The organism is Sphingobium scionense (genome assembly GCF_014197035.1).
Classification (GTDB): domain Bacteria; phylum Pseudomonadota; class Alphaproteobacteria; order Sphingomonadales; family Sphingomonadaceae; genus Sphingobium; species Sphingobium scionense.
The window spans coordinates 132,579-155,767 of record NZ_JACIEU010000013.1 but is presented as its reverse complement, the minus strand read 5'-3'; the positions used below and the strand labels follow the sequence as shown (position 1 = coordinate 155,767).

23 protein-coding genes and 3 pseudogenes are annotated in these 23,189 nt (G+C 61.6%); 17 read left to right on the top strand and 9 right to left on the bottom strand.

Annotation, left to right across the window (positions count from 1 at the left end; translation table 11 throughout):
- Positions 1-35: 35 nt before the first annotated feature.
- The 5 genes from GGQ90_RS16610 to GGQ90_RS16590 form a co-directional block, all read right to left on the bottom strand.
- The gene (locus GGQ90_RS16610) at positions 36-1,163 is read right to left on the bottom strand and encodes an alkane 1-monooxygenase (protein ID WP_276609684.1); all 1,128 of its coding nucleotides are present in this window, start codon (positions 1,161-1,163) and stop codon (positions 36-38) included.
- A gap of 108 nt (positions 1,164-1,271) precedes the next feature.
- Positions 1,272-1,823 carry a 3-phenylpropionate/cinnamic acid dioxygenase subunit beta gene (locus GGQ90_RS16605; RefSeq protein ID WP_037508662.1) on the bottom strand — a complete coding sequence of 184 codons (552 nt, stop codon included), beginning with the start codon at positions 1,821-1,823 and terminating at the stop codon, positions 1,272-1,274.
- A gap of 14 nt (positions 1,824-1,837) precedes the next feature.
- Positions 1,838-3,160: an aromatic ring-hydroxylating oxygenase subunit alpha gene (locus GGQ90_RS16600; RefSeq protein WP_234906619.1), complete on the bottom strand. Its 1,323-nt coding sequence runs from the start codon at positions 3,158-3,160 to the stop codon at positions 1,838-1,840.
- 70 nt (positions 3,161-3,230) lie between these two features.
- Complete coding sequence (locus tag GGQ90_RS16595) at positions 3,231-3,758, bottom strand: aromatic-ring-hydroxylating dioxygenase subunit beta (protein WP_025548211.1); 528 nt, start codon at positions 3,756-3,758, stop codon at positions 3,231-3,233.
- Positions 3,751-5,097, bottom strand: a complete 1,347-nt coding sequence (locus tag GGQ90_RS16590) for an aromatic ring-hydroxylating dioxygenase subunit alpha (protein ID WP_037508659.1) — start codon at positions 5,095-5,097, stop codon at positions 3,751-3,753. Before GGQ90_RS16590 ends, GGQ90_RS16595 begins: the two co-directional genes overlap by 8 nt.
- A 217-nt stretch (positions 5,098-5,314) precedes the next feature.
- On the opposite strand from GGQ90_RS16590, the gene GGQ90_RS16585 reads away from it, so the two are divergent.
- Positions 5,315-6,949: a sigma-54-dependent Fis family transcriptional regulator gene (locus GGQ90_RS16585; RefSeq protein ID WP_188083138.1), complete on the top strand. Its 1,635-nt coding sequence runs from the start codon at positions 5,315-5,317 to the stop codon at positions 6,947-6,949.
- A 111-nt stretch (positions 6,950-7,060) separates the two neighbouring features.
- Positions 7,061-8,287 (top strand): FAD-dependent oxidoreductase, encoded by a 1,227-nt coding sequence (locus tag GGQ90_RS16580; RefSeq protein ID WP_188083137.1) that lies wholly within the window; start codon positions 7,061-7,063, stop codon positions 8,285-8,287.
- A gap of 16 nt (positions 8,288-8,303) precedes the next feature.
- Here GGQ90_RS16580 and GGQ90_RS16575 read toward each other — a convergent pair whose 3' ends face one another.
- Positions 8,304-9,089 carry a 1,6-dihydroxycyclohexa-2,4-diene-1-carboxylate dehydrogenase gene (locus GGQ90_RS16575; RefSeq protein WP_188083136.1) on the bottom strand — a complete coding sequence of 262 codons (786 nt, stop codon included), beginning with the start codon at positions 9,087-9,089 and terminating at the stop codon, positions 8,304-8,306.
- Positions 9,090-9,264: 175 nt separating this feature from the next.
- Between GGQ90_RS16575 and GGQ90_RS16570 the strand changes: the two genes are divergently transcribed.
- The 8 genes and pseudogenes from GGQ90_RS16570 to GGQ90_RS16540 all read left to right on the top strand — a co-directional run bounded on the left by GGQ90_RS16570 (position 9,265) and on the right by GGQ90_RS16540 (position 15,258).
- A complete protein-coding gene (locus GGQ90_RS16570; RefSeq protein WP_025548219.1) occupies positions 9,265-10,266 on the top strand; it encodes a dihydrodipicolinate synthase family protein in 1,002 nt (333 codons plus the stop codon).
- Between the two features lie 25 nt (positions 10,267-10,291).
- Positions 10,292-11,452 carry an aromatic ring-hydroxylating oxygenase subunit alpha gene (locus GGQ90_RS16565; protein WP_246428275.1) on the top strand — a complete coding sequence of 387 codons (1,161 nt, stop codon included), beginning with the start codon at positions 10,292-10,294 and terminating at the stop codon, positions 11,450-11,452.
- Positions 11,449-11,946 (top strand): aromatic-ring-hydroxylating dioxygenase subunit beta, encoded by a 498-nt coding sequence (locus GGQ90_RS16560; protein WP_037508646.1) that lies wholly within the window; start codon positions 11,449-11,451, stop codon positions 11,944-11,946. Before GGQ90_RS16565 ends, GGQ90_RS16560 begins: the two co-directional genes overlap by 4 nt.
- 50 nt (positions 11,947-11,996) lie before the next feature.
- Positions 11,997-12,410: pseudogene (locus GGQ90_RS29835) on the top strand (aldehyde dehydrogenase family protein); the annotation flags it as partial.
- 19 nt (positions 12,411-12,429) lie between these two features.
- Positions 12,430-12,795 (top strand): aldehyde dehydrogenase family protein, encoded by a 366-nt coding sequence (locus tag GGQ90_RS16555; RefSeq protein WP_037508640.1) that lies wholly within the window; start codon positions 12,430-12,432, stop codon positions 12,793-12,795.
- A gap of 45 nt (positions 12,796-12,840) precedes the next feature.
- Positions 12,841-14,220, top strand: coding sequence for an OmpP1/FadL family transporter (locus GGQ90_RS16550; protein WP_188083134.1), 1,380 nt, complete (start codon positions 12,841-12,843; stop codon positions 14,218-14,220).
- Positions 14,221-14,390: 170 nt separating this feature from the next.
- Positions 14,391-14,831, top strand: coding sequence for a fatty acid desaturase (locus tag GGQ90_RS29345; protein WP_037508636.1), 441 nt, complete (start codon positions 14,391-14,393; stop codon positions 14,829-14,831).
- Between the two features lie 244 nt (positions 14,832-15,075).
- Positions 15,076-15,258, top strand: a complete 183-nt coding sequence (locus tag GGQ90_RS16540) for a transposase (RefSeq protein WP_325414928.1) — start codon at positions 15,076-15,078, stop codon at positions 15,256-15,258.
- Between the two features lie 77 nt (positions 15,259-15,335).
- Here GGQ90_RS16540 and GGQ90_RS16535 read toward each other — a convergent pair.
- A pseudogene (locus GGQ90_RS16535) lies at positions 15,336-15,713 on the bottom strand (replication initiator protein A); the annotation flags it as partial.
- 317 nt (positions 15,714-16,030) lie between these two features.
- On the opposite strand from GGQ90_RS16535, the gene GGQ90_RS16530 reads away from it, so the two are divergent.
- The 7 genes from GGQ90_RS16530 (at position 16,031) to GGQ90_RS16500 (ending at position 21,762) form a co-directional block, all read left to right on the top strand.
- Positions 16,031-16,621, top strand: a complete 591-nt coding sequence (locus GGQ90_RS16530) for a recombinase family protein (protein ID WP_037508635.1) — start codon at positions 16,031-16,033, stop codon at positions 16,619-16,621.
- 206 nt (positions 16,622-16,827) lie between these two features.
- On the top strand, positions 16,828-17,421 hold the full coding sequence (locus GGQ90_RS16525; protein WP_234906615.1) for a sigma-70 family RNA polymerase sigma factor: 594 nt from the start codon (positions 16,828-16,830) through the stop codon (positions 17,419-17,421).
- 142 nt (positions 17,422-17,563) lie between these two features.
- Positions 17,564-18,715 carry an MlaE family ABC transporter permease gene (locus tag GGQ90_RS16520; RefSeq protein WP_188083133.1) on the top strand — a complete coding sequence of 384 codons (1,152 nt, stop codon included), beginning with the start codon at positions 17,564-17,566 and terminating at the stop codon, positions 18,713-18,715.
- A complete protein-coding gene (locus GGQ90_RS16515) occupies positions 18,712-19,500 on the top strand; it encodes an ATP-binding cassette domain-containing protein (RefSeq protein ID WP_188083132.1) in 789 nt (262 codons plus the stop codon). The genes GGQ90_RS16520 and GGQ90_RS16515 overlap by 4 nt, the downstream gene beginning before the upstream one ends.
- Positions 19,500-20,435 carry an MlaD family protein gene (locus GGQ90_RS16510; RefSeq protein ID WP_037508624.1) on the top strand — a complete coding sequence of 312 codons (936 nt, stop codon included), beginning with the start codon at positions 19,500-19,502 and terminating at the stop codon, positions 20,433-20,435. Before GGQ90_RS16515 ends, GGQ90_RS16510 begins: the two co-directional genes overlap by 1 nt.
- Positions 20,432-21,070, top strand: a complete 639-nt coding sequence (locus GGQ90_RS16505) for an ABC-type transport auxiliary lipoprotein family protein (RefSeq protein WP_188083131.1) — start codon at positions 20,432-20,434, stop codon at positions 21,068-21,070. Before GGQ90_RS16510 ends, GGQ90_RS16505 begins: the two co-directional genes overlap by 4 nt.
- Before the next feature lie 68 nt (positions 21,071-21,138).
- Positions 21,139-21,762 carry a hypothetical protein gene (locus GGQ90_RS16500; protein WP_379511687.1) on the top strand — a complete coding sequence of 208 codons (624 nt, stop codon included), beginning with the start codon at positions 21,139-21,141 and terminating at the stop codon, positions 21,760-21,762.
- Positions 21,763-21,843: 81 nt separating this feature from the next.
- Here GGQ90_RS16500 and GGQ90_RS16495 read toward each other — a convergent pair.
- Positions 21,844-22,487 (bottom strand): annotated as a pseudogene (locus GGQ90_RS16495) (Tn3 family transposase); the annotation flags it as partial.
- Positions 22,488-22,706: 219 nt separating this feature from the next.
- The gene (locus tag GGQ90_RS16490; protein ID WP_188083130.1) at positions 22,707-23,171 is read right to left on the bottom strand and encodes a DUF4126 domain-containing protein; all 465 of its coding nucleotides are present in this window, start codon (positions 23,169-23,171) and stop codon (positions 22,707-22,709) included.
- Positions 23,172-23,189 lie beyond the last annotated feature (18 nt).

Below are 23,189 nucleotides of genomic sequence, written 5' to 3'. Positions count from 1 at the left end.
AATCGGAGAGGAAAACCCCCATGCGGGTGGAACCGTCAGTCGGTGGTGGCCCAAGCGGGCCAACCAGTCTGTGTGTTCGCCGCCATCGCTAGTTTGCGCTCGCTTGGCGAAGCGAAATGTAGATCCCAGTCCTTCAACCTCGGCTGCGCGATGAACCGGTGCCAGACGGGCGGGACAAGGCCGCACAGGAAGCAAAGGAACAGCGAAGGCATCTGCGGCGCCTTCGGCTCGGGCTGAAGTTCGTAGAAGGGAATGTGGCCGTCGAGATGGTGGTTGATGTGGTTGGTAATTTCCACGCCTATCGGACGCACGATCATGCCAAGATGGTTCCAGGCGTGGTGTTTCGCGATGGGATCGCCTTCCACGCGCAGCAGGCCATAGTGCTGGAAATAATTGAAGCCTTCGACGAACATCTTGGCAAAGAACATTGCGCCAACAGTAGCGAATCCGGCGATCGGCCCTGCCGCCGCGGCAACCCCCAGGATGATCGCGCCGACCAGCACCAGCTGGAGCCACATGACATTGCGCCAGCTCCACGGCGAATGTCCGAGACGCGACAGGATTTCGCCCTGCTTTTCCCAAGTGTCCTTGTACGAACCCCAGGTCGCCTGGAACACGAAGCTGTATATCGTTTGTCCGCGTAGCGGGGTGTCGCTGTCCTTCGCGGTGTCAAGATGGACGTGGTGGGTGACAATATGAGCAACATCACGGTTGGGATCGCCGTAAAAGGCGCTCAGGCCCTTGGCCACGGCCCGTGGGAACCAATGGCGGCGATGCATCAGCTCGTGCGCCACTGGCAGGGTCGGGACAGCCGACAGCCAGGCCAGGCTGGCGATCGAACCGATCAATTGCCATGCCGAACCATCGGTTCCCCAGATCGGGTTGGTTCCGGTCGCCACCGAATTCGCGAACGCCAGATAGAGTGCAACCATCAAAGGGAATTGCAAGTAAATCGTGCGATATCGGCAACCAGTGCAATCCCGCGCGAGCGCGCCTTGTGATCGCTCGGCAGGACGATATCCAGTAGCATCAGCACCGCGAAGGTGGCGATGCCAAGCCAGACGAACGGGCCGCCCAAGCCAGACGAACGGGCCGCCGAGGATGAAACCCGCAACGCCGGTGAGGGTCATGGCGGGGACCAGAAAATAGCGCAGAGCATCCATGGCTTCTCTCCGATTTTGGGCACCTGCCCGCGGATGCGGGGAGCGTCCGATTGTCTTTTGATTGAACGGCGCGACAGACGGGTTCACCCGATGTCGCGCCGGGAATTACTAGAGGTAGATGTTCAGGTTCTTGCTGAGCATCACGTTGTGCTTGAGGATGATCCGGCGCTTGACCAGCTGATAGGCACCGCCAGTCTCGCGCCAGATGTCGATCCGGCTGCCGATCAGCGAATCCTCGTCACGTTCGTTGCGGTTGCGATAGGCGTAGAAGTTCGAGAACACCCTGAACTCATCCGCCTTGTCGGTGTGTTCCACTTCGACATTGGTGACGATGTGGGCGTAGCGCGTGGCCGGATCTTCCGACCATGCCGTGCCCGTTTCCAGGCGCGTGAGGCGTTTTTTGATCTCGTCGAGGCTGTCGTTGTAATAGGCCATCCGTGTCAGGTCGGTGACCTGATCGGTCGTATCGCGGCGATAGCGGGTCTCGATCCCCGGCATGTGATAATGCAGGTCGTCAGCGAGCATTGCTACCCAGCCGACATAGTCTTCATCGTCCAGGCAGCGCGCTTCGCGATAAAGCGTCTGGGTCAGCGCATGGGTCAATTCCAGCGAAGCGGTTGCGCCAGTGCGGGGGCGTTCGAGAGTGGTGGTCTGGTTCATTGTCAAATATCCTCTCAAAGCGCGAACAGGCCGGGAAGGTCGCGCGTTTCGGCCACCCCGGTCAGGCGGGGTTCGGGCCGCGGCGGCATCGCGCCGAGATCGGTGGCCTCCATCATGTCCAGCCACCGCTGGTAGAAGCCGCGCTGGTTGGCGTCGTTGTACTGGCCGCGATAGACGATTCCGGGCAGGGTATCGTGATCGATCTGGCGCCCAATGCCGCAGCGGTAGTGCAGCTTCTCGTGCCGGGTGACGACGCCGCGGTTGACCGTGGTGCAGTTCTCCCAGTTTTCGCCATCGTCCATCTCGAATGTACCGCCGGGGCCGAAAGTCTGCATCACGCCCTTGGTCACTTCGTCCTTGATGTCGTCGGGCATCGCCTTGTTGACGATCACCCAGGTTTTGAGCTCGAACTGCATCGGACCCTTGGGCTGCCATTGCCGGAAGGTTGAAATGCCCGGCAGGAACGAGACGTTCGGGAAAATCGAGGCGGAGGCCACCGAGCCGAAGATCTGCGAGCGCATCGTGCCCAGCCGATCGGCCATCTTCGGGCGGATCTTCTCGTAATATTCCATCACCTTGGGGCGGCCGAGCAGGAACAGGTCGCCCACGCCCTCGGTGCCGAATTCCCAGCCGTGGCCATTGACGCTGGCATGGTAGGAATTATCCATGTCGATCGGCGGGAAGGGCTGGCCGTTGTTCATCGACCGGCAGCCCGAATCGTGGGTCCAGCCCGCGTGGTAGGCATCGCCGATGAAGTTCTCGACCCCGAACTTCCAGTTTGCGCTGATCACCGACTTGATGCAGCCGCCAATCAGTTCGGTGCCGCCTTCCTCGTTGTCGAGCAGCATGTCGAGGTACCAGCGGAAATCGCCGAGCCAGGCGTCGAGGCTGGGGCCGTCCTCGGCAAAGGTGGCGAACACCAGCCCCTTGTAGCTGCCGACCCGGGCGACCTGCCGCAGTCCGTTCTTCTTGCGGTCGATGTCGCCTTCGTCGTAGCAGTATTCCTCGTGCATGCCCTGCAGTTCTCCGGCGGTGTTGAAGGCCCAGCCGTGATAATTGCAGACGAACCGGCGGGTGTTGCCGGCATCCGCGAAGCAGACCTTGTTGCCGCGATGCGGGCAGGAATTGAGGTAGACCTTGATCGAGCCATCGGGCTGACGGGTGACGATCACCGCGTCCTCGCCCATGTGCGTGGTCAGGAAATCGCCGGCCTTGGGCAGCTGGCTTTCATGGGCGACAAACAGCCAGGATCGCGCGAAGATGCGGTACAGTTCCTCCTCGTAGATTTCCGCGTCGCTGAAGATGCGGCGGTCGAGCCAGCCTTCCTTGAGGTCCATGTAACGCGAAAATTCCGGCTCACGGCCGATCCGTTCCAAACGCATGGTCATCGTCTCCCGTTGTATTGATCTAGAAAAATACGTTGACGTTGCTGTCGGGCAGCACCGAATGGTCGAGCGCGATTTCGCGCGCAGCGAGAAGCCAGCTTTCGCCCCCCTTGCGCCAGCGATCCGTGCGTCCGGCGGTGAGCAACCGGGTCTGCCCGTCGATCCGGTTCCGGTGGATCACCACCACCGAATGAACCACCGCTTCGTTCGGCTCGTCCGCGTCCAAAACCTCGACGTTCGAGACCACCCGGCGCACGAAGTTCGGCGGATCCTCAGCCCAGACAAAGCCGGAGCGCAGGCGATCGATCCGCAGCTTCAGCCGGGCGAGATTGTCGTTGAAGACATTCCCCGCGCCGACCGCGATCGGGGCGGAACGATCGGCCCGGAAGCGACGGCTCTTGAGCGCCATATGGTAGGACACGTCCTCGCACAGCAACTCCAGCCACTCCTCGAAGCGCTCGTCGTCGAGCAGCCGCGCCTCATGGAAGAGGCGCTGGGTAAGGGCGGTTACCGTGTCATGCAGGGCGGGTTGGGGGCGTACGTCAAGCATCGACGGCCTCCCGCGATGCCAGCGAATTGAGATTGTAGGCGGGAACGTCGCTCCAGCTCGAGGCCTGCATGTGTTCTTGCCAGCGGCGGTAGAAGTAGCGCTGATTGTGTTCGCTGACCAGGCCGGCGGCAATGTCGCCCGGAAAGCCTTCGCGCGCGCCGGAGCGGCCCAGCGCCATGTTGGTGTAGACATCCATCTGCGAAGTGCGCCAGCCGCGCGACTGTTCGGTGCAGGCGGCAAGGTTGTCGCCATCGTCGTTGTCGAACAGGCCGGCCAGCCCGAAGGTCAGGCACTGGTTGTCGAGGATTGTCGCCTTGATCTCTTCGGGCATGTCGTTTTCGACCATGGCCCAGGTCCATTGCTCGATCTGGCCCGGTCCCTTGGGATGGTAGACCCTGAACCAGTTGAGGCCGGGCAGGAACTGGAGGTTGGGAAAGATCGTGATGTTGATCTGAGAGCCCCACAGCTGTTCGCCGCGGGTCTTGCCGAGCCGCTCGATCGCGGTCGGCCGGTTGGCCTCCAGATAGTCGAGCATCGGCTTCGGATCGGGGTAGAAAGCATAGCCGGACACGCCGTCGAGAAACGTCAGCGCCATGTGGCCGTTGAGCCCGGCTACCGACAGCCCGCCTTCGAGGTTGGCGCTGGAATTGCCGACGCTGAGGCCGGACAGGTCCATCGACTGCACCGCCATCATCGCCCCGGCATGGGCCCAGCCCAGGTGATAGCCATCGCCGCAGACATTTTCGACCGGCAGCTTCCAGTTGGTGTTCAAGACCATCTTCTGGGTTTCGCCAACCAGCGAGGTGCCGCCGGGCAGAGCATCGAGCCAGACGTCGAGATAGAATTTGGCGTCGCCGAGATAGTCTTCGAGCGACGGCGCGGCGGGATCGAAATTGCCGAAGATCAATCCCTTGTATTCGGCGACCTGCGCCACCGGCACGAGCCCGAACTTGCTGCGGTCGAGTTCGCCGAAATAGGCCTCGTTTTCGAGCGGCACGCCTGCCAGCGCGCCATCTGGGGCGAACGACCAGCCGTGGTAGTTGCAGGTGAAGGACCGGGCATTGCCGCGATCGGCGCGGCAGATGCGGTTGCCGCGGTGAGTGCAGGTGTTGAGGAAGGCCTTTACCGAGCCGTCCTTCTGCCGGATGACGATGACGTCGTCTTCGCCCATGTAGGTGCGGAAGAAGTCGTTGGGCTGCGGAATCTGGCTGGTGTGGGCAAGGAACAGCCAGCATCGGCCAAAGACGCGCTCAAGCTCCTGGCGGTAGATGGGCTCGCTGGAATAGATCGAGCGTGATTGGCGGCCTGTGCTCGTATCGACCAGATCTGCAACATCCATATTGGCCTTCTCCTCTCCTCCGTTGGACCTCCCGGCTTGGAGCGGGCGGTTCCACGTAGCCATGGATAAAGCAAAGATCATGCCAAGGTGAAAAATGGCGCAAACATGCTCGATAAGGGGGATCGGCTCACGCTCGATTGCTTTCAGGGATTGTCATTTGCGTCAATTGTTCAGAAAATCGTGGTGCAGGATTGACATTTTGGTAAAAAGGATGGCGATGAAACAGCTTCCCGGCTACGCCGACCTTACCAAACGCTTGCGCTTTTCGCCCGAGCAGGGCCGCATCTGGCGCGACAGCGAACGATGCGTGCTTTTGAGCCAATCGGCGCTGACCACGCTGCGCAGCCAGCTGGTGGTGCAACTCGGACTGGCGCGGGCGCGACGCCTGTTCTGGGACATGGGCTTTGCGGAAGGCGCGAGGTGCGCGGTCGAGGCGAAGGAACTGCGCCCCGATCGCGGGTTTCTCGAAGCCTTTGCGGTTGGGCCCCAGGCCCATGCGCTGACCGGGTTTGGCTGGACCGAGATTGAGACCTTGGACAGCGATTCGGCGAGCGGCCATTTCCACGGCAGCTTTGTCGTCCACGATTCGATCGAGGCCGCGGTCCATCTGGCAACGGATGGCGTCAGCGCCGATTCGGTCTGCTGGTTGCAAACCGGCTTTGCGAGCGGCTTTGCCAGTTCCTTCGCGGGCCAGCCGATCGTCATGCGGGAGATCGAATGCCAGGGGATGGGAGACGGCGCCTGTCTGCTGCACGCCAAGCCGGAAGCGGAATGGCCTGAACTCGACGACGTCGAGAAATCGGTGCCGCCGCAGATGTTGGCGAACTCGCAGGCCGATCGGCACGAATTCGTCCCCGGCGTTTCAGCCGGGTATCACGCCGTCCGGAACATGATTGAACGCGCCGCCGGGACCGATGCCAGCCTACTGTTCCTGGGCGAGACCGGCGTCGGCAAGGAAGTGTTCGCCAAGATGGCGCATCGCGCCAGTCTCCGAAAGGACGCGCCGTTCGTGGCGCTCAACTGTGCCGCCATACCCGAAGGGCTGATCGAGGCGGAACTGTTTGGCGTGGCAAAGGGTGCCTACACGGGCGCGGTGGCAAGCCGCCCGGGACGGTTCGAGCTGGCGCATGGCGGCACACTGTTCCTTGACGAAATCTCGATGCTGTCCCCGCTGGCCCAGAGCAAGGTTCTGCGGGTCATTCAGGAGGGCGAATTCGAGAGAGTCGGCGATACCAGGACCACGAGGGTCGATGTGAGGTTGCTCGCGGCGTCCAACATCGACCTGGAAACGGCAATGGAAGCAGGCCATTTCCGCGCCGATCTGTTCTTCCGGCTCGCAACCTTGCCGATCCAGGTTCCTCCCTTGCGCCAGCGCCGCGAGGACATTCCCGGCTTGATGGAACACTTCCGCGCGAAGTACGCACAGCGTCATCGGCGCAAGGTCGCCGGATTCACGGCGAGATCGATCAATGCCCTGCTGATGCATGAATACCCCGGCAATGTCAGGGAACTCGAACGAATGGTGGAACGCGCTGTGTTGCTGGTGAACGATGGCGAGGCGATCGACCTTCGGCACCTGTTCCTCGGCTCGGATCGCGCGTGTATCAGGGTCGGTCTGGCCTTGACCAACGATGGACGGGTGTCTGGTGCCGAGGTTGGTGGAGAAAAGGCTCAGTCGATAGGTCACTTGCTCGGACTGCTGCGACAGAACGGGGAAGGGCTGAAAGCCGTCGAGAGCATGATCATAAAAGCCGCGCCGGAAGCTGCGCGGGGTAATGTCGCTCAGGCAGCTCGAGACCTGGGCCTGACCCGGCGGCAGCTTGCATCGCGCCTGGAAAAGATTGGACGGTAGCGAGAGCCTTGGTATCCATCACTTGAAACGAATTGTATAATGTGCAACAGAAACCAGTGAATTGGGGCTGCCGTGAGCAGCCCGGCAAACAGAAGGTGGGGAGAGAACCAAGTGCGCTCGATTGCGATTGTTGGTGCGAATCTGGCGGGTGGGCGCGCAGTCGAAGCCCTGCGGCAGGCAGGGTTCGACGGGCGGATCACCTTGATCGGCGAAGAACCCTGGCGTCCCTATGAACGTCCGCCGCTGTCCAAGGAAGTGCTGTGGGACCCGGCCAACGTCCCGGACAATTTCTTCCTCCAGGACGATGCCTGGTACGATGACAACCGTATCGACATGCGGCTGGGCACCCGCGCCGAAGCGATCGACCTTGCGGGCGGCGGGGTGCGTCTGTCGGGCGGGGAATTGGTTCAGGCGGACCGGATCCTGCTCGCCACGGGCGGCCACGCCCGCAAGCTCAACCTTGCCGGGGCCGATTGCGCCAACGTCCACTATCTGCGCACCCGCGACGATGCGACCCGCATGGCCCTCGACCTGCGCGAAGGGGCCGGCATCGTGATCGTCGGGATGGGCGTGATCGGCGCCGAAGTCGCCGCCAGTGCGGTAAAACTCGGCTGCAAGGTCACCGTCGTCGAGCCGATGCCAGTGCCGATGGAAAGAGCGCTCGGCCGGCGCTTTGGGCAATGGCTGGGCGAGGAGCATCGCAGGCGGGGAGTAGCGACCCATTTCAACTGCGGCGTGACCGGCTTCAGGTTTGCCGGCAACCGTGTCAGCGCGGTCGAGGCAGACGATGGCACCGTGATTCCGTGCGATGCCGTGATCGTGGGGGTGGGGATCGTGCCGGCCACCTCGCTGGCCCGCGATGCCGGGATCGAGGTCAACAACGGGATCATCGTCGACCGTCGCTGCCAGACCAGCAACCCGGCGGTATTCGCGGCGGGCGACGTGGCCGAGCAGGACGGGTTTTTCGGCGGACGGTTCAGGCAGGAAACCTACCAGAACGCGGCGGACCAGGCGCAGGCGGCTGCTCTGGCGATGCTGGGGCAGGAGGTCTCCTACTGCAAGCCGATGTGGTACTGGAGCGACCAGTTCGATCTCAACATCCAGTTCTGCGGGCAGATTCCGCTGGAACCCGAGGTGGCGATCCGCGGCGAGATGGACAGCAACGCCTTCGTCGCCTTCTTCCTGGCCGGCCAGGCGATCGAAGGTGTGCTGACAGTCAACCGCGCGCCCGACATGGGGGTGGGAAAACGGCTCGTTGAACGCCGGGCCCGCGCCAGCGCTGCGAGCCTGGCCGACGCCGGTGTGTCCTTGCGGGATCTGCTCAAGCAGGCGAGTTGATTAGCCCGCGGTGCGGTCAGCCGATGCCGCCCCCGGCGACGAAAAGTGTCTGGCCTGTGACGTAGGACGCATCGTCGGAGGCGAAAAAGCAGATCGCCGCGGCCAGTTCCTCGGGCTCGCCAAAGCGGGCCATCGGCGTATCGCGCAGCGTCTGTTCGATCACCTGGCTGAAGCCCAGGCGATCCGCTTCGGTGGGCGCAGCCGGATTGCGGGGGGTGACCCTGGTCACGTTTACTCCGCCTGGCGCGACACAGTTGACCCGGATGCCACTAGCTTCGAGTTCAAGCGAAAGGGCAGTAGTCAACGCGGCGACCCCGCCCTTTGCGGCGGCATAGGGGACCCGGTTGACGCCGCGTGTCGCAACCGAGCCGATGTTGACGATCGCACCCCGCCCTGCAGTCCGCATGTGGGGCAGAACCGCGTGGCAGCACCACAGTGTCGGCCACAGAGACCGGTTGATTTCCGCGGTGATTTCCTGCGGGGTGTAGTCCCAGTAGGGCTTGGCCCAGATCGTGCCGCCGACGTTGTGAACGGCGACGTCGATTCGCCCGAATCGGTCAATGACCGTCTGATACAGTTCAACAGCGCCTTCGCAGTGTTCCAGGTCCACCGCGACTGCCAGGGCATTGCTGCCTTCCGCCTGGAGCTGTGCGGCCGAAGCCTCGGCCGCCTCCGCTGCGCGGTCGGCGATGACCACGCTGGCGCCTTCCACGGCCAGGCGCCTTGCGGTCGCCAAGCCAATACCTTGCGCTCCACCCGTGACCACGGCCACCTTGTCATGGAATCGATTCAGCAAAGTCACGTCCACATTCTCCCCGTCGTCCGCCCCAGCGAACGAGACCTATTCGATCTTCGGCAATTCCTGCCATTAGCGGCAAGAGCCCGATATTAGGACTTGAAGTGACATAAGGAAAAGCATTACACAATAGCGAACGTCCCGCTCGAGGCGGGCAATTTCCATTGGGAGAGTATGAGTCATGGCCAAACCGTTGTTGAGCGCCGCCGATGTCAAGGGCGCTTGGGCAATCATTCCGACCCCGTCCAAGGATAACGCGTCGGACTGGCGTGCGACCAAGACCGTCGATCTCGATGAAACTGCTCGCGTGGTCAACGGGCTGATCGATGCCGGGATCGACGGCATCCTGAGCATGGGAACGCTGGGCGAAGCCGCGACCATGACCCATGACGAAAAGCTGGATTTCATGCGTGCGCTGATCGACGCGGCGGCCGGTCGGGTTCCGGTTTTCGTCGGCACGACCTGCATCAACACCCGCGATACGGTGGCGCTGACGCGGGAAGCGCTCGCGCTCGGTGCCGACGGCACGATGCTTGGCGTGCCGATGTGGTGCGCGCCTAGCCTCGACGTCGCTGTCCAGTTTTACAAGGACGTTGCCGAAGCCGTGCCGGAAATGAACATCGCGATCTACGCGAACCCGGAAGCCTTCAAATTCGATTTCCCGCGTCCGTTCTGGGCTCAAGTGGCTGAAATTCCGCAGGTCGTGACCGCCAAATATATCGGCGTCGCCAACCTCTTGCCCGATCTGGCCGCGATCCGGGGCCGGATCAAGCTGCTGCCGATCGACTTCGACTATTATGGCGCGGCGCGGATGGATGATTCGGTCGACGCTTTCTGGTCGAGCGGAGCGGTCTGCCACCCGCTGGTGACGACCACCCTGCGCGACCTGGTCGCCCAGGCCCGCGCAAGCGGCGACTGGAGCGCGGCCAAGGCGTTCATGGGCCGCCTCGGCCCGACCGCAGCCCCCTTGTTCCCGAACGGCAGCTTCAAGGAATTCTCGACCTACAATATTGCGCTTGAAAAGGCGCGGATGGACGCCGGTGGCTGGATGAAGGCCGGGCCTGTACGTCCGCCCTACCATCTCTGTCCGGAGCCCTATCTGGCGGGAGCGCGCAAGTCCGGTCAGATGTGGGCCGAACTGGGCAAAGCGCTCGAAGCCGAAGCATTGGGGGCTGCTGCCTAGGAGGATTGCGATGACCGAAATTGGCTTGACCTGGCCCAAGAACTTCAACGAGGTTCCGAAGGCGGCGTTCACCCGCAAGGATATTTACGCCGAAGAGATGAAGCGCATCTTTTTCGGGCAGGAATGGCACCCGGTCGCGCATGAAAGCGAGTTGCCCAATCCAGGCGATTTCAAGACCTTCCGCTTGGCCGGCGTTCCGCTGCTGATCGCCCGCGACAGGGAAGGCGTCGTGCGGGTGTTTTACAACGCCTGTTCGCATCGCGGCAACCAGCTCGAAACCGCGGTGATGGGGAACAAGACCGAATTCGAATGCCCCTATCACCGCTGGCTGTTCGATGCGAAGGGCGATCTGGTCGGTTGCCCCAACCATCGCGATTTTCTGCCCGGCTTCGACAAGTCCGACTATCCCTTGGCGCAGCCCCGGTTCGACAGTTTCTACGGCCTGATTTTCGTGACCCTTTCGGCAGAAACCGAAACGTTGACGGAATTCCTCGGCGATTCGCAAAACAGCTTGCGCGAACTGCTGGGGGGCGACGGCAGGCTCAAGCTGCTGGGCTATCAGAAGGTGCGCTACGACAGCAACTGGAAGTCCTATACCGACAACGACGGCTACCATGCGCCGTTGCTCCACCAGGCATTCAAGTTGCTCAATTGGCAAGGCGGCAAGGGACGCCAGTTCGCCGCGACGAAACATGGCCACGTCTGTTTCGAATCGGCGTTGTCGGTGGTCAGTGGTCCGACGGTACTCAAGGACGATTCGCTGATCGCCTTCAAGGGGCAGGACCCTGCGGTCGGCTCGCGCATTGTTATGCTTTTCCCGACCTTCGTCTCGACCAAGCATCTCGATGTGATCAACCTGCGCTTCGCGACCCCGATCGACGAAGAGACGGTGGAAGTGCACTACGCCTATTTCGCGCACCAGGACGACGATGAGGACATGGTCCTCCATCGTCTGCGGCAAAGCTCCAACCTGCTGGGACCCTGCGGCCTGATCAGCATGGAGGACGCATCGATCTTCCATCGCATCCATATTGGCAACCATACGCCCGGCAATGCGATTTTCCAGAAGGGCGTGCACGACCAGTCGAAGCTGGAGTCGGAGTTCCTCCAGAACGACGAGAGCGGCAATCTTCCCCGTTGGGAATATTACCGATCGGTGATGGGTTTTGAGAGGGCCGAGGCATGATGCAAACCGACACCACGCTCGAATCCGCGCTCGACGCCCTTTTGATGGCCGATGCAAGCGCGCTCGATAGCAAGGACATGATGGGCTGGCTCGCTAACTATTCCGAGGAAGACGAGGCCTCCTATATCTGCCGTGCCGCCGAAAATTCGGAAAATGGTCTCGCCCTGGGGTTCATGTACGACGATTGCCGATCCCGGCTCGAGGATCGCGTCACTTTCGTGAACGATATCTGGGTCGGTACGTTCCAGGACTATCGCACCCGTCACTTCGTCCAGCGCGTCGCGTATCAACGCGCCGATGCCTCTACTATCTCGATGCGATCGAATTTCTCGCTCTTCATGACGCCCACCGATAGCGGCATCACCCAAGTCCTGGCTGCGGGTCAATATCTTGATACCATCCGTTTGGAAAAAGCCGGTGCGTTGAAGCTGCTGTCCAGACGGGCCGAGCTCGATACGTCCGTTCTGCCCCGGTATCTGGTATATCCGATTTGATATCGGCTGCTGAACATTGCTGAAAGCGCCAGCCATGGTTGGAATTCTCAATGGATAGCAAAGTGCCGATGATCGGCGCCCATGCGCGCCTTGTCGCGCCTGCAGCACTCGACGCGTACAGGGAGCAACCTCGTGGTTTCAGGGGCAATATGGCAGTAGCTATCGTGCGCAGTTTTCCGATCGTCTGCTGGATGAGAGCGCGGACCAGAACGTCAAGATTATGGATGCAGTGGGGGCCAGACCTGCAGTTGTCCGGTGGAATGCCTACACGAGGTGTGGGCCGGTCAGCGTGGTGGGCCATTACGCCTTGGGAACTATCCACTGGCGCTCGGTTCCTGGAAGATTGCTTCGGCGCTGGCCCCGGATGCACCGTGGTCGTCAAGCCTTCCGAGCTGACCCCGCTCAGCACGATGCGCCTGGCCGAGCTGTGCCTCGAGGCGGGCCTGCCCGCGGGCGACCTTAACATCGTCAACGGCTATGGCCATGAAGCGGGCGAGGCGCTCGCCAGCCACCCGGGGTGTCGACAAGATCACCTTCACCGGATCGACCGCTGTCGGCAAGAAGATCGTCGAATATTCGCTGGGCGACATGAAGCGGGTCACGCTCGAGCTTGGCGGCAAGTCGCCGAGAATCGTGTTTGACGATGCCGATCTCGATCAAGTGGGGCTGGGCGCCGTACTGGCGATGTTCTTCAATTCGGGCCAAATCTGCTTCGCGGCCATCCGGCTGTTCGTCCAGGACAGCGTCTACGACAAGGTGGTCGATGCGGCCATTACCGGGCTGACCCACCATGGCATTTCGGTCGACGACATTCACTACGACAAGTTCACAGACAGCAGGGATCAATAGGCCGCGATCGTCAGCATAGGCGACGCGCAAGAAGGGAGACGGGGAATGAAAAGCAAGTTAGTATTGGCATCGGGTTTCTGCATGGCGCTGTTCTGGTCCGGCAGCGCTCATGCCACAGATGGCTTCAATTTCATCGGCTATGGCCCGACGTCGATCGCGATGGGCGGAACCGGCGCGGCCTACGACATCGGCCCGGCCGGCATGATGATCAATCCCGCAACGCTCGCGCTGATGCCGGACGGATGCGACGGCCAGATCGGTGGCGACATCATCACCAGCAATCTCAAGATCCGGAATACCGCAACGGGCGAGGTCGCGCATTCCAACAGCGAGGGCACCAATAACGGGCCCTATTATGCGCCGGAGGTCGCCTTCGTCTGCCGGAAGGGGCGATACACGCTGGGCATCGGCTCCTTCGCGGCAGCCGGCGTTGGAACCCAATATGCCGCGGACAGCTTTCTGTCGCGCACCGTCACCAATACCACCGACACGGGCCTGCGAAACTTCTCTCGCATGCTGACGCTGCGGATTCCGGTTTCAGCCGCCTACCAGGTGACGGACAGGCTTGCGGTCGGCGGCTCGCTGGACGTGGTCTGGACCTCGATGAACGTGGGGCTGCTCCTCGACACATCACAGATCGGGACGCTCGCCGCCCAACAGCGCCTGTCCGGGTCGCTGGTGCCGACCCTGCTCGGCATTCCCCAGCTCTCGGGTGGCTATTTGAACTTCACCAACCACAGCATCGTCGGCGGAGCGGCCGAGGGTTGGGGCATCGGCGGCAAGCTCGGCGCGACCTATCAGGTATCGCGCAGAACGCGGTTGGGCATCGTCTATAGTTTTAAGACCTCGGTCAGCGATCTCACCGGCCACTCGACGCTTACCGCGGTGAGTGCGGTGGCCGGCAACATCCCGCTCAGCGGGAAGGTGCGGGTGCGCGATTTCCAGGGCCCCGCGCAATTCACGGCGGGCGTGTTCCATGAGTTCTCGGACAGGCTCTCCGTGGCGGTCGACTATCAGCGCATGTTCTGGGGAAGCGCGATGAAGAATGTCTCGGTGGGTTTCAAGGACGACGCTTCGGGCGCCGACATCAATCTGTCCTTTCCGACCAACTACCGGGACACCAATGTGGTCGGCGTGGGTGTGCAATATCGACTGACCCCGCGCTTCGCGGTGCGGGGCGGCTTTCACTATGCGGACGAGCCCACCCCGGGCCACGGGGTGTTGGCGATCATCCCGTCCACACCGACCACCAACATCACGGGCGGCGGTTCCTGGGCGCTCGGCAAGAACAGTGCCCTCGATTTCGCTTTGACCTATGCCTTTCCCAAGAGCGTGTCCAATGACGGGCCTCCCAACACGGCCGCGCCGATCGAAGCGACGCATAGCCAGATCGCGGCCTCGATCGCCTTCCGGAAGCACTTCTGAGAGTCCTCTCTGATTGGGGCTGTTGAAGTCAACTCCTGTCGGCTTTTCCGGTTCATCGCACGGGTCACGCGCTTCTCTTCGCGGTCGGCGCTGTGGCCGCCGCATGATGGGGTCAGGAGAGCAAGGCGTCTCAATCTGTTTCACGACCTTGCGGGGATTGGCGCTGCAGGTTGGGGGCTCTCAACGAGATCACCTCGCCCATCGTCCCCGTGGACGATCCGGATTTCGCCCTCTCGGGCAAAAATTTGTTCTGCGTATGCCTCAGATCCTTCTTTCAGGGTTATGCCGCCAACGCGGCAGGCTCCTTGCCGAAGCGGAACTCGGTGGCATCGGCCCACTTGCGATGCAGGCCCTATATGGCGACGACCATGCGGTTCGGGCTCGAATGGCTGCTGACCCCCCTGCTGGTCTATCAGAACTATCACCTGATCCATCACCTTTATCCGGAGATACCCTTCTACCGGATGCACAAGGCCTATTACCTGCGCTACGATGAGATCAACGCGCAGGACATTCCGCGGCAGACTGCATTTGGGCTGGCACCGGAAAATATCGAATCGCACCGGGCATTCCGGCGGATGAAGGATGCGATAGCGGTTCCTGCCGAGTAGGAACGACTCTAGACAGCGTAGTTTTAAGGCGGCGCTATATCAACTTTGCCGGCCGCATGGTGTTCATAGTCAACAAGCTTCCGATCATGCTGGTAAATCTCGGTGGCGCACCCAGCTCGTCACCGTGGCAATTGTGGCCCGCTCGAGTTTGGCTTGTCCGTAAGCGGAGCCCTGACCCCACCTTGCGGTCGTAGGAAGCAGCGCCGAGTCTCCGCGCCCTGACGGACTGGGGTGCGCTGCTACTATGATGATCACGAGTGATGATCCTGTGAGCAAGGGCGCGCAGCGGTTTGAGGTATTCACGGGCGCGGGCAAGCGACGGGACTGGCCGCCTGAGGTAAAGGCCTCGATTGTCGCCGAGTGTTACGTAGGTGAAGGTGTCAGCGCCGTCGCGCGCCGTCACGGGTTGGATCCGTCGCAAGTCTAGGCCTGGCGACGGGATTTGCGGAAGCAGTTCGAGGCTGACGGTCGTCTTCCGGCAACACCTCGTTCGGAAGCGCCGGTCTTCGTGCCCTGTAGCCGTTCCAGCGCGTCCGACAGGCGCGTATAGGAGCGGGCCGAGCCGTTGACGCCGGTGACGTGGAATAGGTCGTGAGCGGTAAAATAGAAGTCCTGGGAGACGTCCACGCCGGCCTCCAGCTTCGCCACCATGAGGCTCGCGATGTAAAGCAACACCTCTTTGTCGTAGATCGTCGCAACGCCCTTCGCGGTGGCGACGATCTCGATCGAAACCGCGTCGGTCTTGTAGGCGAGCGGCTTGGTCCACTTACCCTTGCCCAACGCAAAGAACGGGAACGCCATCAGCGACCGTTCGCCGCGAACCTCCTTCAACAGCGGGCTATCGAGCGAAAACAGGTCGCCCTGTTGGATAGGCAAGCTCATGTGGTCCGCAGCCCCATCGGGTTCCGGCCGGTTGTCGAAAGCACGAAGATTAGGGCTGCTGCCCGGTGGCGCTCCCCTGTGATGGCCGATTTTACGGTCAAAGTTCGTGCTTTCGATAACCGGACGACGGCGTTGGCATCGCCATTCGTGCTTTCGGAAACCGACGGACGGGACAGCCCCCGCGGCCTTCTCACAAACGATCGATTATGAAGCGGGACCATGTGAGAAAGCATAGCAGGCGTGCAGCACGTATCAAAACACTTTCTCGATTGAGCTGGCTCGTGATAGGTGCGGACGGTAAGTTTTGAGAATAACCCATGCTGATTGGCTACGCCCGCGTCTCGACGCCCGAACAGGATCTAACACCTCAGCTCGACGCGCTCCGCGCGGTGGGTTGCGAGCGTACATTCACCGACAAGGCTAGTGGGTCCAATGCCAATCGTGCCGGCCTAGCTGAAGCCCTCTCGCATGCGCGCTCCGGCGACATACTGGTAATCTGGAAACTGGATCGGCTAGGTCGAACATCCAAGGGATTAATCGATCTCTCAATCGAGCTGGAGATGCGCGACATTGGTCTGCGCTCGATAACCGACGGTATCGACACGTCAGGAACGGCTGGCAAGTTCGTGTTCCGCATTCTCGCTGCATTAGCTGAAATGGAGCGTGATCTCATTCGCGAGCGCACTACAGCCGCACTGATAGCCGCAAGGCGCGAGGGGAGGGTCGGTGGGAGAAAGACAGTGATGACCTCCAAGCGTATTGAAGCAGCTCGAAGGCTGTTCGCGTCGGGGATGACGGTGCGCGAAGTCGCGCCGGCAATCGGCGTATCGGTCCCTACGCTCTACCGGCATTTTCCGGCGTCTGCGCAGGATGCAATCGGCGCGGAGAAGAAAGGCGACGATGCCTAAAAGAGATCTTTGCCGATCTTCGGCCGTATCAATCTTACTCTATAGCGGGCACAGCTCCGATCGCCCGGGACGGGACGAACCGGGCTCGAAGCATTCTAGCCGGCAACATTCCCGCCTTGCGTACCCTATATCACCTGAGGGCAGGAAAAGCCTGTCCGGAGAACAAGATGCCGCCCGAGGTGCCCGTCCATGCTTCCCCAGTCGCCATGCCCGACGATCATTTCGGAGCGGCACTGATCGAGCAGACGGCCGCGCTCAGCGCTTATGCCCGGCGGCTGACCGCGGGCGGTGCGGACGCCGACGACCTCTTGCAGGATACCCTGCTACGCTGCTGGAGCGCGCGGGCCAGCTTCGCGGCCGGGACGAGCCTGATTGCCTGGGCTCGAACCGTGATGAAGAACAACTTCCTCACCGGTCGTCGTCGCGCCCGCTTTCAGGCGGACCTTCCCGAGGAGGCGCGCGACCGGATGCTGAAGGTGGACGAGACCCAGAGCCTCGCCATCTGGCTGCGGGATGCGGATTGGGCGCTCGGCGAACTGCCGCCCCATCAGCGCGAGGCGGTGCTGCTGGCGAGCCAGGGCGCGTCGATCGAAGAGGCCGCGATGCGGCTCGGCGTTACCACAGGAACGGTCAAAAGTCGCATAGCGCGGGGCCGCACTCGGCTGCGCGCGCTCATCGAGGAGCGATCGACGCCGCTGTTGGCGGACAGAGACGGCCGGGACGAGGCCGCACCAGCGGCCGATCGGTCTGCCAGACCGAGAAAGAAGAAACGGGACTGGCGGGGCGTAAAGATCGGATAACTCTGTTTGTTGACATGGGGGAGGGCGGGGGATCTTTAAAGATTTTAGGCGACAAGGACATGACGACATGATTAGTTCCATAAGTTGCTCATTCTGGGCTTGTTCCTCGATGATTAGCGTTTAGGGGAGATATCGGTTTTTGATGAGCGTGCCGGGCCACAACCCCCCCTTTGAAGTCGGCGTCGAGTCCGCACGTTACGAGCTGCGCCAGTCTGGCGAAGGGCTCTGCCTTGCGATTGGCGGCGACTGGACCGCATTCGGACTGGGCAACCTGCCAACGGAAATCATGCGGTCGCTCACCGAAGGTTCCCGGCCCAAAGCGCTGGACGTTCAGAGCCTCGGTCACGTGGACAGTGCGGGTGCCTTGGCACTCGTCGAAGCGCTCGGCTCAACAGCGCCGCTGGAGGCCAGTGATCGTCAGGATCTTCGCCGGCTCGCGGATCTGGTGGGCGCACCGTCCGAAGCCCGCCAGGTTACCGAGCCCGCAGCCTCCGCCATTAACACGTTCTTTGCTCGTATCGGCAGGCAGGTTGAAAGATTCATAGGCCAAATCTGGGCGGTGATGGATTTCCAAGGGCGCCTGGTTGTCGCGCTAGGCCGGCACCTCAGGAACCCGAAGCGCTTGCGCCTGACACCGCTTTTCAGCGTGATGGAGCAGGCGGGCATCAATGCAATTCCGATCGTGATGATGATGTGCTTCTTCATCGGCGCAATCGTGGCGCTTGTCGGCGCCAACCTGCTTTCGACGTTTGGCGTTTCCGCCTTCACCGTGGAGCTGGTCGGCGTAGCCATCTTGCGAGAGTTCGGGGCGGTCATCGCCGCAATCCTGTTTGCCGGCCGGTCCGCTTCTGCTTTCGCGGCGGAGATCGGCGCAATGCGCATGAACCAGGAAGTCGATGCGATGAAGGTTATGGGCGTTGACGAATTCGACGCCCTTGTTGTGCCGAGGGTCCTTGCCGCGCTTCTGATGGTTCCGATCCTGACCTTCTGCGGCGACATCGGCGGCATCCTGGGCGGACTGCTGGTCAGCTGGGCCACGATGGACATCAGCCCGGTCTTCTTTCTCGAACGCACGGTCGACACCGTGAGCTTGACGCATTTCTGGATCGGGCTCGTCAAGGCGCCCTTTTTCGCCTTGGTGATCGCCGCCGCGGGATGCGGCAAGGGACTTGCGGTCAGCGGCGATACGGAAAGTCTCGGAAAGGGTGTCACCTCCGCCGTCGTCCAGTCGATTTTCTTGATCATCATGTTTGACGCGATCTTCGCCGTGATCTTCATGGAGCTTGATCTGTGACCAGTGATGCGCCCGATCGTGGAAGCGCAGCGCCGCCGATCCGCGTCACCGGTCTGCGAACGGAGTTCGGCGACACGCTTATTCACGACGATTTGAATCTCGACGTGAAGGCGGGGGAAATCCTCGGGCTCGTCGGCGGATCGGGATCAGGCAAGTCGGTTCTGCTAAATACGATACTCGGACTAAAGACGCCCGATGCTGGTAAAGTCGAACTGTTCGGCCATGACATTCAGGAGGGGGGCGAGCGCGACGAAGTCGAGCGGCGGATCGGGGTCCTTTTCCAGAACGGAGCGCTGTTCTCGGCTCTGACCGTGCAGGAGAATGTCGAGGCGCCGTTCCTCGAGCACTCAGACCTGCCGATGGAACTTGTTGGAAAGCTGGCTGCGCTCAAGATCAAATTGGCAGGACTACCCGAAGACGCCGGTGCGAAGAAGCCGGCGGAGCTGTCGGGCGGAATGAGAAAACGGGCCGGAATCGCGCGAGCGATCGCGCTCGATCCAGCGCTGCTCTTTCTGGATGAGCCGACTTCCGGTCTCGATCCGATTGCCGCAAATGAGTTCGACGAGTTGATCCGGACCCTGCGTGACGCACTTGGCCTCACCGTTTTCCTGATCACCCATGATCTCGATACGCTCCATGCAATCTGCGACCGGGTCGCCGTCCTCGCCGAAAGGAAGGTCATTGCCGTCGCGCCTGTGGAAGATCTCGAACGGTCGGAACATCCATGGGTAAGAGACTTTTTCCAGGGGCCGCGCGGGCGCGCCGCGCAAAGGACTTATAACTGATGGAGCGTCACGCCCACTACGCCTTGGTTGGTGTAATTTCGACAATCGTCTTCATTGCGGCTGCCGCCTTCGTGATCTGGCTCGGCAGTCTGCAAATCAACCGGAAGGTCGATGATTATCGGATCCTCTTTCGCGGACCCGTCCGAGGCCTGAGCGAGGGCGGGGAAGTCCAGTTCAACGGAATCAAGGTAGGCCAGATCGAACGGATCGATCTGGACCCACGCGACCCCAATCGGGTCATCACCGATATTCAGATCAAGGCTGGAACGCCGGTGCGCGATGATTCGGTCGCCACTCTCGAAAGCGAGGGCATTTCCGGCGTAAGCATAGTCCAGATCAGCGCCGGCACACCCAGTCGTCCTTTGTTGAATAAGGTCTCGAAGGAGGAGCGCCCCGTCATCCGTAGCAAGGGCAATGCGCTCTCGTCACTCCTGCAGGGGGGCGGACAACTGATCCAGAAGGCTGCGGATGCGCTTGACCGCGTCAACCGTGTACTGTCCGACCGAACAATCGCCAATGCCGAGAAAACATTTCAGAACGTCCGGGAAACCTCAGACGCGCTCGTCGAGAACCGCGCAATGTTTGATCGTGCAAGTTCGGCACTGGCCAAGCTAGACCTTGCCGCGACGGACATCCAGGACGCGGCGCGATCCGTGCGCACCATCGCCAACGGCGACGGGCGCCAGGCCTTCTCCGACATTTCCGATGCTGCCGCTGAACTAAAGCTCGGGATCCGCGACGCGCGCGGAGTCATCGCAAAGCTGGACACGCAGAGCAGCGCTATCGGGACGACAACCTTGCCTAACATCAACGCAACAATGCTAGAGCTCCAGGAAACAGCGAAATCACTGGATGGCCTGATACGCGACGTGCGGCGCGATCCGCGCGCCACGCTGACAAAGGGCTCTGGCAAGGAACTGGAGTTACCACGGTGAACCGGATCGGGAAAATCGCTCCCTTGGGCCTCGCCTTGCTGCTCGGCGGTTGTGTGGGCTCACTGCTCGGCGGCGGGAAGCCCGACAATCTTTTTCGGCTGGAAACCGCTCTTGATCCGCCTGTACAGCAAGCATCCGACCCTGCTGCCCGCCGGGCGATCATTTTCCTGCCGATCGACTTCGCAGCCGAGGCGCGAAGCGATCGGATCCTCGTCAGCCGCGGGGCTGAAACCTTGTACCTCAAGGATGCCCGATGGGTCACTCCGGCACCGGACATGCTGGCTGGACTGGCAAGAACCGTGTTCGCCGCGCATGCATCCGAAATTCTGCTGACGACACCGCGCCAGGCATCCGGCGTCGATTATGCGCTTCAGCTATCGGTCGATCGGTTCGAGGCCGTTTACGTACCCGCAGCGGGTAAAAAGGACCCGCCGGTCGTGCGCGTGGAGGGCGAGGCACGCCTGTTCCGCATGAGCGACCGGACGGTGGTGGCGACCCGCCGCTTCGAGACCGATGCTCCGGCGCAGGACAATCGGGTGAGTGCGATCGTCTCGGCGTTCAGCGTGGCCACGGATCAATATCTCGTCCAGCTCGTCGAATGGACGAGGGTCCGTACTCAATCAAGCAGTCCGTAGTGACGTAAATTGTGCCCGAGTTTTTCTCGGGCGTTTTGCCCCGAAAACTTGAATGGAAGTGCCAAGCTATGATTATTGGTACGGAGATTTCAAACTGCCATGGTAATTTGATTGCAACGTTCAAACGCCTATTGCGTTACGTGCGCATGCTATCACGTATTCCCAAACTGGCGCTTATGGCCATTTTAGTTCTTCCAGCAACCGCTCAGGCTCAAGAAGTGCGTCCAACGACCCCATCCACGGAGGAGGACAAGAGGCCCGTTGCTAACACCTTGAACAAGGCGGGCGACATCGCGACCCAGCCAGTGCGCGACGTGGGCGCCAAAAAACGCGAAATACCTCCCGTTTTAGAACGCGCTGCTCAAGACCCATATGCGACTACTGGGGCGCGTACATGCTCCCAGATCAGCGCTTCCATGGCCGAACTCGGCGAGGTCCTTGGCCCAGACTATGTGCCGGGACATGGCACGAAGGAAAATCGCGCTGGCAAGCTCGCCGAAGCCGGCGGTAAGACGGTCGTGAACGCGCTCATCCCGTTTCGCGGGCTAGTTCGGGAGGTGAGCGGGGCGGCACCGGCAGAACGCCGCTACAATGCCGCGCTGGACGCGGGACTTGTCAGGCGCGGCTTTCTTCGCGGACTGGCCGTTGCACGCGGTTGCAAACTGACTACCGCTCGGCCGATAAAGGGATGATAAAGTTGGATACCTCCATTTTAGAGGGCATAGCGTGGATGGTACGCTAAACAACGCTTAGGGCGAACAATCAGCGAACGTTCAGGCGACGCGGCTATCGGGCGGCAGATTGAGGACCTTGCGGCCAGCGGAAGCGGCGGCGTCCATGTAGATCGTGTTCCAATGACGATCGCGGCGATGACCAGGTTGAGGCCGGATGCCCGATATTGTTGCGCCTCATGGCTGCGGTCGATGATACGGCCCTGGCGGAAGGTGTAGATCGCCTGCGTCAGGGCATGGCGTTGTTCGCTGTTGTTGAGGCCGGGATGGCATCGCCGACGCAGATCGGGGTTTTCGAGCCAGTCGAGCATGAACAGCGTCCGCTCGATCTTGCCGATTTCCTGTAGCGCGACGTCGAGCTGGTTCTGCCGCTCATAGGCGGCGAGCTTCGGGAGCATGATCGATGGGGCGACGTGGCCGGCCTTGATCGATCCTACGAGGCGCAGCACGTCATCCCATTGCTCGCCGATGATGTCGGTGCGGATACGCTTGCCCAACAGCGGGGTGATGGACGGATAGGCCGTGACCGGCGCGATCGGCGCGAGCCGTCTGTCGGGAAAGTCGCGCAAGCGCGGGCAGAAACGAAATCCCAGCATGGCGCACAGGGCGAAGACATGATCGGTCGCCCCGCCGGTGTCGGTGTAATGCTCGGCGATTTTCAGTTCGGTGCCGTGGCTGGTGAGGCCGGCCTCAGACCCGGTTCTTGCGCTCGATCGGCAGCAAGTCTTGGGCTAAAGACGGTGATGCGGCGCGTGAAGTCGCGCCGGCGATCGGCGTGTCGATACCTACACTCTACCGACATATTCCGGCATCGGCGCGGAGGGAGAAGGGGATGAATCCCAGCAATGAAGTATTGGGCGAGGCCCTTGGTCTTCTCGATCTGACGCTAAGCCCAGTAGGAACGATCAAGCCTGATGCGAGACCAGGGAAGGATTGCTAACGGCTAAGCCGCTGCCGAAGACGATCGCATCCTCAACAAAGCCGGTGCCGGTCTGGCCAAAACGCCGCATGGACCACCTGCGCGCCGCAAGGCCGGCGTGGGAGGACGCCAGCGCTGCGCCAACTGCAATAACAGCACCCAACACGCGCTTGTCGCGCGGCGCCAGCGCAGCACCCGCGTAGGCTGCGGTGACACTGCGAACGGCCAGACCGATGGGCACCGTACGATCGGGCGCTGTCTTCATCTTGTCGCCCGCCATCTCGGCTGCCGCCATGGCAGCAGTGCCGGCGGCGATGATCGGGTTCAGCATCAATTCCTGGAGCGGAAGGTGGGGCGCGATCTCCTGCCGGCGGGTGGCCGTGGCAATCACGGCCAGCGGGGTCATGCCGCGCTGACCCGCCACCAGACCGATAAGGAAGGAGCGTAGCATATGAATTCTCCGATCAAG